Below are 14,694 nucleotides of genomic sequence, written 5' to 3' on the forward strand. Positions count from 1 at the left end.
CAATGAGGGTGAATCACTTCAAATCGTTTCTGCTGCTTCTTGCGCGCCATGACAATTCCTCGCAGGATTGAAAGGCGCGCGGGGAGCACGGTGGCGAACGGATTCACTCTCTCATACGTGGTCACAGCTTGCTGTGCCTACAACGACTCCACGCCGATACCGTGCGGACCACTCTCCCTCTCGGGTGCGTACACACCAGTGATGGCTACGGTCTCTTTCCCCGCGCGCCCCCCAATCTTAGGTCGGACACTTGTTTGCTGCGCGACAGCGCAGCGTCGAAGACGCGGCGGGATCTCCCTCGCCACAGAAGCGCTGCTGTGTTCGGATGATTGCTCAGCCTCCCCACGCCCCCGCATTCACCAGATTCGCCGGTCGCTCCCCCGCCAATGCCGCCAGCAGGTTGTCCACGGCGCAGCGTGCCATCGCTTCCCGGGTCTCGTGGGTGGCTGAGCCCATGTGCGGTGTCGCTACCACGTTGTCCAGTTGCAGCAGCGGCGAATCCGCACTCAAGGGCTCGTGCTCGAACACATCCAGTCCCGCGCCACGGATCTGGCCGTTGCGCAGGGCGTCGATCAGTGCCGCTTCGTCCACCACTTTGCCTCGGGAGATATTGATGAAGAGGGTCTCGGGACGCATTCGGGCAAACGCCTGCGCATCGATCAGCCCTTGGGTTTCAGCCGTCAAGGGCAAGGTCAGGCAAACGAAGTCCGCCTGCTGCAACAATGTTTCGAGGCTGCAATAGCGTGCGTTGAAACGCTGCTCGACCGCGGGCTTGGGCGAATGGCTGTGGTAGAGCACCGGCATGCCGAAGCCGAAGTGCCCGCGCTGGGCCAAGGCTTCGCCGATGCGCCCCATGCCGATGATGCCCAAAGTCTTGCCATGGACATCGGTACCGAAATGCCGGGGGCCGATGCTCTGTTGCCAGCCGCCTTCGCGGACCAGGGTGGCCAGTTCCACCACGCGGCGGGCGGTTGCCAGGATCAGGGCGAAACCGGTGTCCGCGGTGGTTTCGGTGAGCACGTCCGGGGTGTTGCTGAGCAGGATCCGACGTTCAGTCAAGTAGTCGATGTCGTAGTTATCGACCCCCACCGAGACGCTGGCGATGGCTTGCAGGTTCGGCGCCAGGTCCAGCAGCGCCGCATCCAGCTTGAGGCTGGCGCCCAGCAGGCCGTGGGCCGTGGGCAGGGCGTCGCGCAGTTGTGCCAGGCCTTGGGCATCGAGGCGTTCGATGAGCGTGACTTGGGCCTGGGCTTGCAGACGAGCCATCAATTGAGGTGACAGCGTTTTGTACAACACCACGTGCTTTTTCATGGATGGGTCTCGATTCAGGAACGGGCGGGCGCCGGGTTTGGCGTCGCGGGGTGGGAGACGGTCCGGTCGCTGGCGCCGGGCTTGAGGGCGAGGGTCAGCACGACCGACAGCAGCAAGGCGCCGCTCATCAGCAGGAAGGACATGCCAGGGGAACCGGTGGTGCCGTTGAGGTAGCCCACAAGGTAAGAGCCGCCGAACGAACCCAGCGCGCCCATGCTGTTGATCAACGCCATGGCGCCGCCGGCGACATTGGCCGGGAGGATTTCCGGAACGATGGCGAAGAACGGACCGTAGGGCGCGTACATGCAAGCGCCGGCGACCACCAGCAAGCCATAGGACCACCAGAAGTGCTCGGCTCCCAGCAGGTAGGAGGCGTAGAACGCGATGGAGGCGATCAGCAGCGGCGGCCAGACGAAACGCTTGCGCTTCTGCGCCTTGTCCGACGCCCAGGACACCACCAGCATGCCGATCACCGCGGCCAGGTACGGCAAGGACGACAGCCACCCGGCCTCGACCATGTTCATCTGCAGGCCAGCCTTGAGGATCGACGGCAACCACAACACAAATCCGTAGACGCCGATGCTCCAGCAGAAAAACTGCAACGCCAGGATGATCACCTTGGGAGAGCGGAAGGCTTCGGCGTAGTTCTTCACCGCCTTGATGCCGACCTGTTCGGCCGCCAAGGCACTTTCCAGATCATGTTTTTCCTGGTCGCTGAGCCACTTGGCCTGGGCCGGGCGATCATCGGCCAGGCGCCACCAGACAAAGGCCCAGAGCACCGCCGGCAGGCCCTCGATGATGAACATCCAACGCCAGTCGAATTGCTGCACCAGGTAACCCGAGACCACGGACATCCACAGCATGGTCACCGGGTTGCCGAGGATCAGGAAGGTATTGGCGCGCGAGCGTTCGGCCCGGGTGAACCAGTGGCACAGGTACACCAGCATCGCCGGCATCACCGCGGCCTCGACCACTCCGAGCATGAAGCGGATCACGATCAGCCAGTAGGCGTTGGCGACCACGCCCGTCAGGGTGGCCAGCGAACCCCAGAGGATCAGGCTGACGAAGATCAGCTTCTTCACGCTGTGCTTTTGCGCATAGATCGCCCCCGGGACCTGGAAGAAAAAGTAGCCGAGGAAAAACAGGGCGCCCAGCAGCGACGAGAGCCCTGGGGTGATCATCAGGTCCTCGGCCATGCCCGAGGCGGCGGCAAATCCATAGTTGGCCCGGTCGAGGTAGGCCAGGCTGTAGGTGATGAAGACGATGGGCATGATGTACCACCAGCGGCGGGTGGCGAGGTTGAGCGTTTGCATGTCGTTGACTCCTGAGCTTGTTGTTTTTGTTGCAGCAGGTGCGTTTTGGGGCGGCTCTATCGCGAGCAAGCTCGCTCCCACAGGGGTTAACTCGATCCCATGTGGGAGCGAGCTTGCTCGCGATCGGCGGTTTCAAATTCAGCCAATAATTCAAGGCGCGTCGGCAACCCTTCCATATCCCCACGGCTCTGCACCGCGCGGCTGCCAATCCAATTGGCGCGCTGCACGGCCTCGGTGATGGCCTGGCCTTCGAGCAATGCGCTGATCAGGCCCACGGCGAAGCCATCACCGGCGCCCACAGTGTCCACTACTTGGGCCACCGGCACGCCGGGGATGACGCCCTGGTCCAGCGCCGTGCGGTAATAGGCCCCGTCCGCGCCGAGCTTGATCACGACGATTTCGGCGCCTTGGTCCAGGTAAAACGCGGCGATGTCGGCCGGGTCGTCGAAGCCGGTCAGCAGCCGGCCTTCGCCGAGCCCCGGCAAGACCCAGTGGGCGAGGGCGGCGAGGCGATTGATTTCAGTGATCATCGTCGACTCGCTGCCCCATAGGCTTGGCCTCAGGTTAGGGTCGAACGACAGGCTGCGGCCGGCCGTGCGCATACGGCTCATCAAGTCAAAGGACATCTCGCGGGCCGTGCCCGACAGCGCCGGGACGATACCGGTGGCGTGCAAATGACGGGCGTCAAGCAGCGCCGGCGCGATGGAACCGATCGACAGATGACTGGCCGCCGAGCTGCGGCGGAAATACTCGACTTGCGGGTCGCTGCCATCGACGGTAAGGGACTTGAACTGGAAGCCGGTGGGGTGCTCCGGGTCGACCGCCACGTGGCGACAATCCAGGCCCTCGTTTTCCAGGGTCTGCGTCACGAAGCGCCCCAGGGAATCGGCGCCGACCCGACTTAGCCATGCCACCTTGAAGCCCAGCCGCGACAGACCGATGGCTACGTTGCTGTCGGCCCCCGCAATGCGCTTGTGAAACTGGTCGACGTTGGCCAGGTCACCGCGCTGATCCGCCACCAGCATTGCCATGGTTTCGCCGAACGACAACACATCGAACTCAGACATGGGCAGGCTCCTGGCGCGATTGCCCGAGGCGGGACAGGGTGGCGACATGGCTGGCGGTCAATTGCAGCAGGTCATCGTCCTGCAGCGGGTATTCGGCGGCGCGCATCACCCCGGCGGGCATGTGCTTGAGCAGTTGTTCCCACACGTGCAGGTCGGTCATGGCCGGAGGCACGGCGACGAGTTTGCCGTCGGCGCGCCGGGCCACGGCCTTGCAGTGCACATACGCCACATACCGTCCGAGCTGTCGGGCGGCCACGGCGGCGGATTGGTCCTGCCATTGCCAATTGCCAATGTCGAAGGTCATGGCGACGGGCAGCCCCTGGTGCTCCACTGCGGTGAAGAACCGTTGCAACGGTTCGATCCGCCCGCCCTGCAAGGTCTGGTCGTTTTCCACCAGCAACTGCACCGGGCTGGCGGCGAGCACCTGGGCCAGCGCCGAGAGGTCATTGGAGTCGGTGAAATGACTGAGGGAGACTTTCAGCCAGGTCGAACCGAACGCCTCGCCGCGTTGCAGGGCCAGCGCCAGGGCGGGATTGGGCCTGGACTGACCGGCGAGCCACAGTTCCAAGGGGGACGAAAAAATACTCTGCAGCCCCTGGGCCCGGGCAGCGGCGGCCAGTTCAGCGGGCTGTTCGGTGGTGAGCAATTCCTCGCGCCATTCGATGCGCGAGGCACCGGCAGCGGCCAACAGATCGATAAAACGGCCTTGGCCATGCTGCCGCACCAGGTCGGCGCCGTAGCTGGAAAGACTGATGGAGACGGGTGGTTTGTGCATTGTTGTTGTACCTCTGAAACCGGTTTCAGTTCTGTTCAAAAAAAGGGTTCAAAAAAAGGGGGTGTACTTTAGGGCCTCATCGCGAGCAAGCTCGCTCCCACAGGGATCTTCAGTGCGCCACAGATCCCGTGTGGGAGCGAGCTTGCTCGCGATAGGGCCCTCACCATCACCGACCATTCCCAAGCGTCGACCCACGCTCAATCAACCGCGCCGCAAAATCCAGGGTCCGCACTGGCCCGTTGTCACCGCGCAAGCGCTTGAGCAGGCATTCGAACGCGCTGGCGCCGATCTGCGCTGTCGGTTGGGCCAGGGCCGTGATGCCGCTGCCCACCAAGGGGTACCAATCCAAGTCATCGAGGGCGATCAGGCCCACGTCGTCGAACAAGTGACAACCCAGCTCGCGCAACACCGTCGTGGCGGCCAGGGCGGCAATGCCATTGGCGCAGAACAACGCCTTGGGGCCATGGCCAGGCTGGGCAAGAAAGGCCTTGATACGGGTGGTCAACCGATCGCAGGTTTCCACCACGGTGCCGGCCAGGGCAGGCCGTCGTTGGATGCCAGCCTTGAAACTCTCGACCCGCTCGATTCGCGAACTGGTGCCGTCGAACGGTTCGGTCACCAGCAACAGATCGCGGTAGCCCCGTTGTTCGAGGTGATCGAGGGCCATTTCGATGGCCGCCGGGTTGTCCAGCCCGACCAGGTCGCTGTCGAGCCGATCGACCTTGCGATCCACCAGCACCAGGGGCATTTCGCTGCGCAGTTCGAACAGTTCGTCACGGTGGTGACCCAAGGTGTTCACGATCAGCCCTTCGATGTTGTAAGCGCGCAACAAGGCCAGGTGCTGGCGTTCCTGCTCGTCGTCGCGGTCGGTGTTGCATACCACCAGGCTGTAGCCATGGCGACGGCAGGCGGTTTCCACGCCATGCATCACGGCAATCGAATAAGGGTTGCGGATATCGGCCACCAGCATGCCGATCAAGCGCGTGCGCCCGCGCTTGAGGCCGCGGGCCATCTGGTTCGGCCGGTAGCCCAACTCGCTGATGGCCTGCTCGATGCGCCGGGCGATGGCCTCGGAGAGCAGGGCACGGTCTTCGCCAATGAAACGCGAGACACTGGCCTTGGAGACCCCGGCGCGTTCGGCGACGTCGAGCATGGTCACGCGATTGCGCTGGGCGGCGGAGAAAGAATTCACGGATAGAAACCTGCTTATTGGAATTGTTTAGCGGTTCTGAAACCGGTTTCAGGAAACACCAGAACCCAATCGGTAGTCAAGGGCGGCGTGTGGCAGGCACGACCGGCGGTGCTTCGCTTGCGTCGGACAGTGGCAACGATCCAGGCATGTTTTCATCAGCGCCGGGCCACCCAGGGGATTTGCAGCGCGCAAGGCCGTGTGCTTAGCTGCCTGCCTCCCCAGCCCTTTGACTGTCGAAACCACCATGAACTTTACCCAGCCTCGTGTGAGGATGCTGTCGATACTGAGTGTGACCTTGTTGGTGGTGGGCTGTGCGTCCTATTACCTGTTTCGCCACAGCGGCGCGCCGGTGGATGAAGGTTTCGCCGCCGAGCAACTGAACCAAGGGGGGCTGGAAGACATCGGTACGCTGGCGGCGCCGGAGGTGGAAAAACGCCTCAATTACTTGATTCAGGACACCGGTGAAACCCTCAGGTCCCTGGAACTGATCAGCGACGCGCAATTGAGCCTGACCCTCTCAACGACCGAGTCCGAAGACGAGCAGCCGTTGCAATACGAGCCGCTGTTTGTCCCGTTCACCAGCGCGCAACTGAAGGCTGAGCTGGCGTCGATCCAAGGACTGCGTTTTACCCAGAGACTGTTTGCCGAGGGTTCCGAGGTGCAGCTTGATACCAGCCGCCTCGATCCGCTCTGGAAGCGCGCCGCCACGCCGGAGGAGCCGGCGGCCGAGCAGTACCTGCCGCAACGCCTGCGTTTTCGCGATGGCAGCGAAAATACCTTCGCCGAGCTCAAGGTATCGCCCCAGGTCGAGTCCGACGACACGATTTCGTCCCATGACGCCTTCGCCCTGTCGGTGAACAAATCTCTGGCGAGTCTCGGCCTGACGGTCGCTTACCGCAGCTACCCGGCGTTCAAGAAGGTGGTGCTGGACAAGGATCACCCGAAAGTGATCCTGGACGACGGCCAGTCCTTCCAGCTCACTGCCCTGGGTGATGACCGCGCGTCCGTGCGGTTGAGTACACCGAAATTGTCGACCTTCGTGGTGCAGGGGCTGGATGACGCGGGCAGGGCGCTCTACAGCAACGGCAACAACGCCCGGGCGTTCCCCTCCGATGGCGATATCGCGGCGTTGCATGAGTATTACAACGCGCTGTTGCAGACCAAGGACGATCTCAAGCAGCTCAAGACCGGCCAGGCGGTACAACAGCGATTGCAGCGTTTGACCGAGGCGCTGGCTGCTCAGATGGGGCCGTTGAAAAATACCGAGGTCGACTATCAATTCGAGGCCACCCCGCAACGTATCGTCATCCATGTGCTCGATCCGATGGAAGACAACACCGTTGAGTTCGCCCAGGTCGACAACGTCCTTGCAGCACAAGCGCGTTACATCGCTCTGGACCGGAACGCCGAGCGCTATGGCTTCATCGATCAGGCTGGCCAGTGGTTGATCAAGCCCCGTTGGGTGCAGGTGCGAGACAGCCAGATGGCCGATACCTACGCGTTGTTTACCCCGGAAAAGTCCAACGACCCGGAGTCGGAGTGGCAGGCATTGCGCAGCCAGCTCGCCTATTTCCCCGCCGGTAGCAACACGCTCGTAGAGCTGCCGTTCGAATACATCACCGAGGCGTTGAGCAATGGCCTGCTGTTGGTCGAGCGCGAAACCAACGGCCCTTATGGGCTCTACGATGCCAAGCATCATCGTTTCGTGTTACCGATGAAATTCGTCAACCCTACCGTGACCGACAACGTGTTCGTCGCCCGTCTCGGCAAGCGAACCGATGCCATGGAAGGCCTGTACGGCGCCTATACCCTGGACGGCAAAGAGATTCTGCCGACGCAGTTCTCGGGTATCGAGTACCGGGAGGGTTTGCTCTACGCCAGCTCCGCCGATCGGAGTCGTCAAGACGTGTTCAACCTGCAAGGTAAACGGATCAACCTTCAGGGTGACAACGTGATAGGCCGGTTTTTCGGGCAACAACCGCTGCTGGTGCAGGACACTAAAAGCCGGAAATTCGCGTTTATCGATCGCCAGGGCGCGCGGCTACCCATCAAGTTGCCATATGACGAAGTGACGCCGTTTTCCAACGGCATGGCGGTAGTCGGACGCGATGGCAGCTACGGTGCCATCGACCTGGCGGGCAGGTTGCAGGTCCCGCTGGATTACAACCAGATCAGCGCGTTCCAGACCCACTACGCCGCGGCCATCCGGGCCGATAGAGATTCCGGCCTGGTCTTGATCAGTCGGGACAACAAGGTGATCAAGGAACTGGGGTCCTACACCAGCCTGGACGTGCCGGATAACGGCAATGAGGCTCGTTACTACGTGAGGGATCCGAATGACAGTGACGAGTATCTGGTTTATGACGCCGATGGCAATCTTGTGAAGACAGACGAGTGAAGGCTGATGCACTGACCCTGCGGCGAGGGAGCTTGTCCCTCGCCGCAGGGGGGCGTGTTCGTGTCCGGATCTCAGAGCTGGCTTATATAGGTCCCCGTCCCCTTGAGGATGTTCTGCAGCGTCAGTTCCACTTCCGCCAGGTCCGCCGCATCGGTGTCATGGGTGATCTCAAGTACATCGTCGCCGTTGAGCGCATCGGCATCCGCCGGGGCAATTTCAATCAGCAAACGGGTCGGGCTGAGGGTGACCTTGACGCCGTCCAGTGTCGAAGGCTCTCCATCGAGGGCGATTTCCAGTTCATCTTCGTCGGGGTAGCGCGTCATCAGGAACATTTCGCCCTGGGCGCTGTGGCAGCAGAGCATGGCCATGTTGTCTTCTTCTTCATCACACGGGTTGGCGATCAGAAGGGCGGTGGTCATTTTCATGGTGAAGGCTCCAGGATCGAGTGCACCTGCGGGGTGCAAAAAGTGGATTCTGCCAGCGCGAAGGATTTTCTGCTGGTTTACCGCCTCGGGGTGCCGTTTGGTCCCCAGCCTGCTAGGGTTGTCCGGTGCGTACCGGCTGTTTAGCTAGCCGATGACCGAATATGTCGCAGCGCTGCAAGCAGGCAGGTTGTCGCACTCGTTAAGCTGCGCAACGGATGGGCACCTGCAAAGGCCATCCCACGGGTATTTTTTGCAGGTGCCCATGACATGAAATTACATGGAAAAGGATGTGACCTGCGGGTCCTGTCCAGCTTCATCCACCTGTCATCCTGTTTCCTCTGCCCGAGAATCAGGAACGGGATGGCCGATAACCCCGCAAGGGGTTGCACGCGACGCTTTCATCAATAACAAGCCCAAGCGGAGTACCACAGATGGCGTTCTTCACCGCAGCCAGCAAGGCCGACTTCCAGCATCAACTGCAAGCGGCACTGGCGCAGCACATCAGTGAACAGGCACTGCCACAAGTGGCGCTGTTCGCTGAACAATTCTTCGGCATCATTTCCCTCGATGAACTTACCCAGCGCCGGTTGTCCGACCTCGCCGGCTGCACCCTGTCTGCCTGGCGCCTGCTTGAGCGCTTCGATCACGCGCAACCGCAGGTGCGCGTCTACAACCCCGATTACGAACGCCACGGCTGGCAGTCGACCCACACGGCGGTGGAAGTGTTGCACCACGACCTGCCGTTCCTGGTGGATTCGGTCCGCACCGAGCTGAACCGCCGCGGCTACAGCATCCATACCCTGCAAACCACTGTGCTGAGCGTGCGTCGCGGCAGCAAGGGCGAGTTGCTGGAAATCCTGCCCAAAGGCACCCAGGGCGACGACATCCTGCAAGAGTCGTTGATGTACCTGGAGATCGACCGTTGCGCCAACGCCGCCGAACTCAACGTCCTGAGCAAGGAACTTGAGCAAGTGCTGGGCGAAGTGCGCGTGGCCGTGGCCGACTTCGAACCGATGAAAGCCAAGGTCCAGGAAATCCTCGACAGCCTGGACAGCAGCGCCTACGCCATCGACGCTGATGAAAAGAGCGAGATCAAGAGCTTCCTGGAATGGCTGGTGGGTAACCACTTCACCTTCCTGGGCTACGAAGAGTTCGTGGTTCGTGACGAGGCCGATGGTGGCCACATCGAGTACAACCCCGATTCGTTCCTGGGCTTGACCAAATTGTTGCGCGCCGGCCTGACCGCCGAAGACCTGCGCATCGAAGACTACGCGGTCGCCTACCTGCGCGAGCCGACGCTGTTGTCGTTCGCCAAGGCCGCGCACCCGAGCCGCGTACACCGTCCGGCCTATCCGGACTACGTGTCGATCCGTGAAATCGACGCCGACGGCAAGGTCATCAAGGAATGCCGCTTCATGGGCCTGTACACCTCTTCGGTGTATGGCGAGAGCGTGCGGGCCATCCCGTACATCCGCCGCAAGGTCGCGGAAATCGAGCGTCGCTCGGGCTTCCAGGCCAAGGCGCACCTGGGCAAGGAACTGGCCCAGGTGGTCGAAGTGCTGCCCCGTGACGACCTGTTCCAGACCCCGGTGGACGAGCTGTTCAGCACCGTCATGTCCATCGTGCAGATCCAGGAACGCAACAAGATCCGCGTGTTCCTGCGCAAAGACCCGTATGGCCGTTTCTGCTACTGCCTGGCCTACGTGCCACGCGACATCTATTCCACCGAAGTGCGCCAGAAGATCCAGCAAGTGCTGATGGATCGCCTGAAGGCCTCGGACTGCGAGTTCTGGACCTTCTTCTCCGAATCCGTACTGGCCCGTGTACAACTGATCCTGCGGGTGGACCCGAAGAACCGCATCGACATCGACCCGTTGCTGCTGGAAAAAGAAGTCGTGCAGGCCTGCCGCAGCTGGAAGGACGACTACGCCAGCCTGGTCGTCGAGAGCTTCGGTGAAGCCCAGGGCACCAACGTGCTGTCGGATTTCCCGAAAGGTTTCCCGGCCGGCTACCGCGAGCGCTTTGCTGCGCACTCGGCCGTGGTCGACATGCAGCACCTGCTGAGCCTGAGCGAAAAAAATCCGCTGGTCATGAGCTTCTACCAGCCGCTGGGCCAGGTCTCCGGCCAGCGTGAGCTGCACTGCAAGCTGTATCACGCTGATACGCCACTGGCGCTGTCCGACGTGCTGCCGATCCTGGAAAACCTCGGCCTGCGCGTGCTGGGTGAATTCCCGTACCGCCTGCGCCACACCAATGGCCGCGAGTTCTGGATCCATGACTTCGCGTTCACCGCCGCCGAAGGCCTGGACCTGGATATCCAGCAACTCAACGACACCTTGCAGGACGCCTTCGTCCACATCGTGCGTGGCGATGCCGAGAACGATGCGTTCAACCGCCTGGTGCTGACCGCCGGCCTGCCTTGGCGCGACGTGGCGCTGCTGCGTGCCTACGCCCGTTACCTGAAGCAGATCCGCCTGGGCTTCGACCTGGGTTACATCGCCAGCACCCTGAACAACCACACCGACATCGCTCGTGAACTGACCCGGTTGTTCAAGACCCGCTTCTACCTGGCGCGCAAACTCACCGGCGATGACCTGGAAGACAAGCAGTTGCGCCTGGAGCAAGCGATCCTCTCGGCCCTGGACGACGTCCAGGTGCTCAACGAAGACCGCATCCTGCGTCGCTACCTGGACCTGATCAAGGCCACCCTGCGGACCAACTTCTACCAGACCGATGCCAACGGCCAGAACAAGTCCTACTTCAGCTTCAAGTTCAACCCGCACCTGATCCCGGAGCTGCCCAAGCCCGTACCGAAGTTCGAGATCTTCGTGTACTCGCCACGGGTCGAAGGCGTGCACCTGCGCTTCGGCAACGTGGCTCGCGGCGGCCTGCGCTGGTCCGACCGTGAAGAAGACTACCGCACCGAAGTGCTCGGCCTGGTCAAGGCCCAGCAAGTGAAGAACTCGGTGATCGTGCCGGTGGGTGCCAAGGGTGGTTTCCTGCCACGTCGCCTGCCGTTGGGCGGCAGCCGTGACGAGATCGCGGCCGAGGGCATCGCCTGCTACCGCATCTTCATCTCGGGCCTGTTGGACATCACCGACAACCTGAAGGACGGCGCGCTGGTACCGCCGGCCAACGTCGTGCGTCATGACGACGATGACCCGTACCTGGTGGTGGCGGCGGACAAAGGCACCGCGACCTTCTCCGACATCGCCAACGGCATTGCCATAGACTACGGCTTCTGGCTTGGCGATGCGTTCGCCTCTGGCGGTTCGGCTGGCTACGACCACAAGAAAATGGGCATCACCGCCAAGGGCGCGTGGGTCGGCGTGCAGCGCCACTTCCGCGAGCGCGGCATCAATGTCCAGGAAGACAGCATTACCGTGGTGGGTGTCGGCGACATGGCCGGCGACGTGTTCGGCAACGGCTTGTTGATGTCCGACAAGCTGCAACTGGTCGCGGCCTTCAACCACCTGCACATCTTCATCGACCCGAACCCGGAGCCAGCCAGCAGCTTTGCCGAGCGCAAGCGCCTGTTCGATCTGCCGCGTTCGGCCTGGACCGACTACGACACCAGCATCATGTCTGAAGGCGGCGGTATCTTCTCGCGCAGCGCGAAGAGCATTGCCATCTCGCCACAGATGAAAGAACGCTTCGACATCAAGGCCGACAAACTGACCCCGACCGAACTGCTCAATGCCTTGCTCAAGGCACCGGTGGACCTGTTGTGGAACGGCGGTATCGGCACCTACGTCAAGGCCAGCACTGAAAGCCACGCCGATGTCGGCGACAAGGCCAACGATGCACTGCGCGTGAACGGCAACGAACTGCGCTGCAAGGTCGTGGGCGAGGGCGGCAACCTGGGCATGACTCAACTGGGGCGCGTCGAGTTCGGCCTCAATGGCGGCGGTTCCAACACCGACTTCATCGACAACGCCGGCGGCGTGGACTGCTCCGACCACGAAGTGAACATCAAGATCCTGCTCAACGAAGTGGTGCAGGCCGGCGACATGACCGACAAGCAACGCAACCAGTTGCTGGCGAGCATGACCGACGAAGTCGGTGGCCTGGTGTTGGGCAACAACTACAAGCAGACCCAGGCCCTGTCCCTGGCGGCCCGTCGCGCTTTCGTGCGGATCGCCGAGTACAAGCGCCTGATGAACGACCTGGAAGCCCGCGGCAAGCTGGACCGCGCCATCGAGTTCCTGCCGACCGAAGAACAGCTGGTTGAGCGCGTTTCGGCGGGCCATGGCCTGACCCGTGCCGAACTGTCGGTGCTGATCTCCTACAGCAAGATCGACCTCAAGGAAGCGCTGCTCAACTCCCTGGTACCGGACGACGACTACCTGACCCGTGACATGGAGACGGCGTTCCCGCCGACACTGGTGAGCAAGTTCTCCGAGGCCATGCGTCGCCATCGCCTCAAGCGCGAGATCGTCAGCACCCAGATCGCCAACGACCTGGTCAACCACATGGGCATCACCTTCGTTCAACGGCTCAAGGAGTCGACGGGCATGAGCCCGGCGAACGTGGCGGGCGCTTATGTGATCGTGCGCGATATTTTCCATCTCCCGCACTGGTTCCGGCAGATCGAAGCCCTGGACCACCAGGTGTCCGCCGACGTGCAACTGGAGCTGATGGACGAGCTGATGCGCCTGGGTCGTCGCGCCACGCGCTGGTTCCTGCGCAGCCGCCGCAACGAGCAGAACGCTGCCCGTGACGTGGCGCACTTCGGTCCGCACCTGGCGGCGTTGGGCCTCAAGCTCGACGAACTGCTGGAAGGTCCGACCCGCGAAGGCTGGCAGACCCGCTACCAGGCCTACGTGGCCGCTGGTGTGCCGGAGCTGCTGGCGCGCATGGTTGCCGGCACCACGCACCTGTACACCTTGCTGCCGATCATCGAGGCGTCCGACGTCACCGGCCAGAACGCCGCCGATGTGGCCAAGGCCTACTTCGCCGTGGGCAGCGCCCTGGACATCACCTGGTACCTGCAACAGATCAGCGCACTGCCGGTGGAAAACAACTGGCAGGCACTGGCCCGTGAAGCGTTCCGTGATGATGTCGACTGGCAACAGCGGGCGATCACCATCTCGGTCCTGCAAGAGGGCGATGGCGCCCAGGACGTGGAAACTCGCCTGGCACTGTGGCTGGAGCAGCACCATGAAATGGTCGAGCGCTGGCGTGCCATGCTGGTGGACATCCGTGCTGCCAGCGGTACCGACTACGCCATGTACGCGGTCGCCAACCGCGAGCTGTTGGACGTGGCAATGAGCGGTCAGGCGGTCGTGACGGCCAACTGATCCGGCGTTGAATGAAAAAGCCCCGCATTGAGAGATGCGGGGCTTTTTTACTTTCAAGATTCACTGTGGCCCTGTGGGAGCGAGCTTGCTCGCGATGGCGTTGAATCAGTCACATTGATATCGGCTGACACACTGCTATCGCGAGCAAGCTCGCTCCCACAGGTACACCCTTGCCGGTGCTCAGTTTTTCAGTGGGATCAACACCGCCTCCTTTTCCCCCATCACCATGAACACCAGCAATTTCGCCGGTTCGGTCGAGCTGGCATTTTTCGAAACCAAGTGCTCGGAGCCCGCCGCTTCATACCAGAACTCACCGGCCTTGTAGGTCTTCGCCGGTTCGCCCTTGACCTGGGAGGTGATAGCACCTTCGAGCACGTAGGCCATGGCCGTGCCCTCATGTTTGTGGGCAATGGACGACTGGCCGGGGGCATAGTTGACGGTCAGCATCATGGCTTTTTTACCGGGCAGGTTTTTCAGCATTTTTTCCTGCAACACTGTGACCTTCTCCGAAGGCGCGGCTTCGTGGGCATAGGTTTGAGCGATGGGCAGCAGGCTGAGGGCGGCGATCAGACAGAGGGTTTTCATGGCGTTATGGCCTGTGTGGTTTTGAGTGGATTCGCGCTGTCGCGGCGTTGGATTCACCCTAAGCCCCCAGGTGGGGTATGCAAACGTCCAATCTTTCGGAAGGTGCGTAGACCAATGCGCAGGCGGTGAGGCGAGGGGATTTGATCGTTCCCACGCTCTGCGTGGTAATGCAGCCCGTGACGCTCTGCGCCACCTGCCAGAAGCGGAACGCGGAGCGTCCCTGGCAGCGTTCCCACGCGGAGCGTGAGGAACGATCGTTCACAGTCCCCACAACTTGCTCGTTCCCACGCTCTGCGTGGTAATGCATCCCGTGACGCTCTGCGTCACC

9 protein-coding genes are annotated in these 14,694 nt (G+C 62.0%); 2 read left to right on the plus strand and 7 right to left on the minus strand.

The window, feature by feature from the left end; genetic code table 11:
- Positions 1–333: 333 nt before the first annotated feature.
- The 5 genes from BT116_RS29505 to BT116_RS29525 all read right to left on the minus strand — a co-directional run bounded on the left by BT116_RS29505 (position 334) and on the right by BT116_RS29525 (position 5,658).
- Entirely contained in the window at positions 334–1,311 is a 978-nt protein-coding gene (locus BT116_RS29505) for a 2-hydroxyacid dehydrogenase (protein ID WP_072349257.1), read from the minus strand.
- Between the two features lie 14 nt (positions 1,312–1,325).
- Positions 1,326–2,624 carry an MFS transporter gene (locus tag BT116_RS29510; RefSeq protein ID WP_072349259.1) on the minus strand — a complete coding sequence of 433 codons (1,299 nt, stop codon included), beginning with the start codon at positions 2,622–2,624 and terminating at the stop codon, positions 1,326–1,328.
- A gap of 86 nt (positions 2,625–2,710) precedes the next feature.
- The gene (locus tag BT116_RS29515; RefSeq protein WP_072349261.1) at positions 2,711–3,691 is read right to left on the minus strand and encodes a sugar kinase; all 981 of its coding nucleotides are present in this window, start codon (positions 3,689–3,691) and stop codon (positions 2,711–2,713) included.
- Positions 3,684–4,466, minus strand: a complete 783-nt coding sequence (locus BT116_RS29520) for an apurinic/apyrimidinic endonuclease family protein (protein WP_072349263.1) — start codon at positions 4,464–4,466, stop codon at positions 3,684–3,686. The genes BT116_RS29515 and BT116_RS29520 overlap by 8 nt, the downstream gene beginning before the upstream one ends.
- A gap of 166 nt (positions 4,467–4,632) precedes the next feature.
- Positions 4,633–5,658: a LacI family DNA-binding transcriptional regulator gene (locus BT116_RS29525; RefSeq protein ID WP_072349265.1), complete on the minus strand. Its 1,026-nt coding sequence runs from the start codon at positions 5,656–5,658 to the stop codon at positions 4,633–4,635.
- A 244-nt stretch (positions 5,659–5,902) separates the two neighbouring features.
- On the opposite strand from BT116_RS29525, the gene BT116_RS29530 reads away from it, so the two are divergent.
- Positions 5,903–8,056: a WG repeat-containing protein gene (locus BT116_RS29530; RefSeq protein WP_072349267.1), complete on the plus strand. Its 2,154-nt coding sequence runs from the start codon at positions 5,903–5,905 to the stop codon at positions 8,054–8,056.
- Positions 8,057–8,127: 71 nt separating this feature from the next.
- Here the strand turns inward: BT116_RS29530 and BT116_RS29535 are convergent, their stop codons facing one another.
- Positions 8,128–8,481 carry a hypothetical protein gene (locus BT116_RS29535; RefSeq protein ID WP_072349269.1) on the minus strand — a complete coding sequence of 118 codons (354 nt, stop codon included), beginning with the start codon at positions 8,479–8,481 and terminating at the stop codon, positions 8,128–8,130.
- A gap of 431 nt (positions 8,482–8,912) precedes the next feature.
- Here BT116_RS29535 and BT116_RS29540 point away from each other — a divergent pair, with 431 nt between their 5' ends.
- Positions 8,913–13,781: an NAD-glutamate dehydrogenase gene (locus BT116_RS29540; protein WP_072349271.1), complete on the plus strand. Its 4,869-nt coding sequence runs from the start codon at positions 8,913–8,915 to the stop codon at positions 13,779–13,781.
- Positions 13,782–13,961: 180 nt separating this feature from the next.
- Here the strand turns inward: BT116_RS29540 and BT116_RS29545 are convergent, their stop codons facing one another.
- Positions 13,962–14,366, minus strand: coding sequence for a cupin domain-containing protein (locus BT116_RS29545; RefSeq protein ID WP_072349273.1), 405 nt, complete (start codon positions 14,364–14,366; stop codon positions 13,962–13,964).
- Between the last annotated feature and the right edge of the window lie 328 nt (positions 14,367–14,694).

Source organism: Pseudomonas sp. NFACC16-2 (assembly GCF_900119205.1).
GTDB classification, from domain to species: domain Bacteria; phylum Pseudomonadota; class Gammaproteobacteria; order Pseudomonadales; family Pseudomonadaceae; genus Aquipseudomonas; species Aquipseudomonas fluorescens_Q.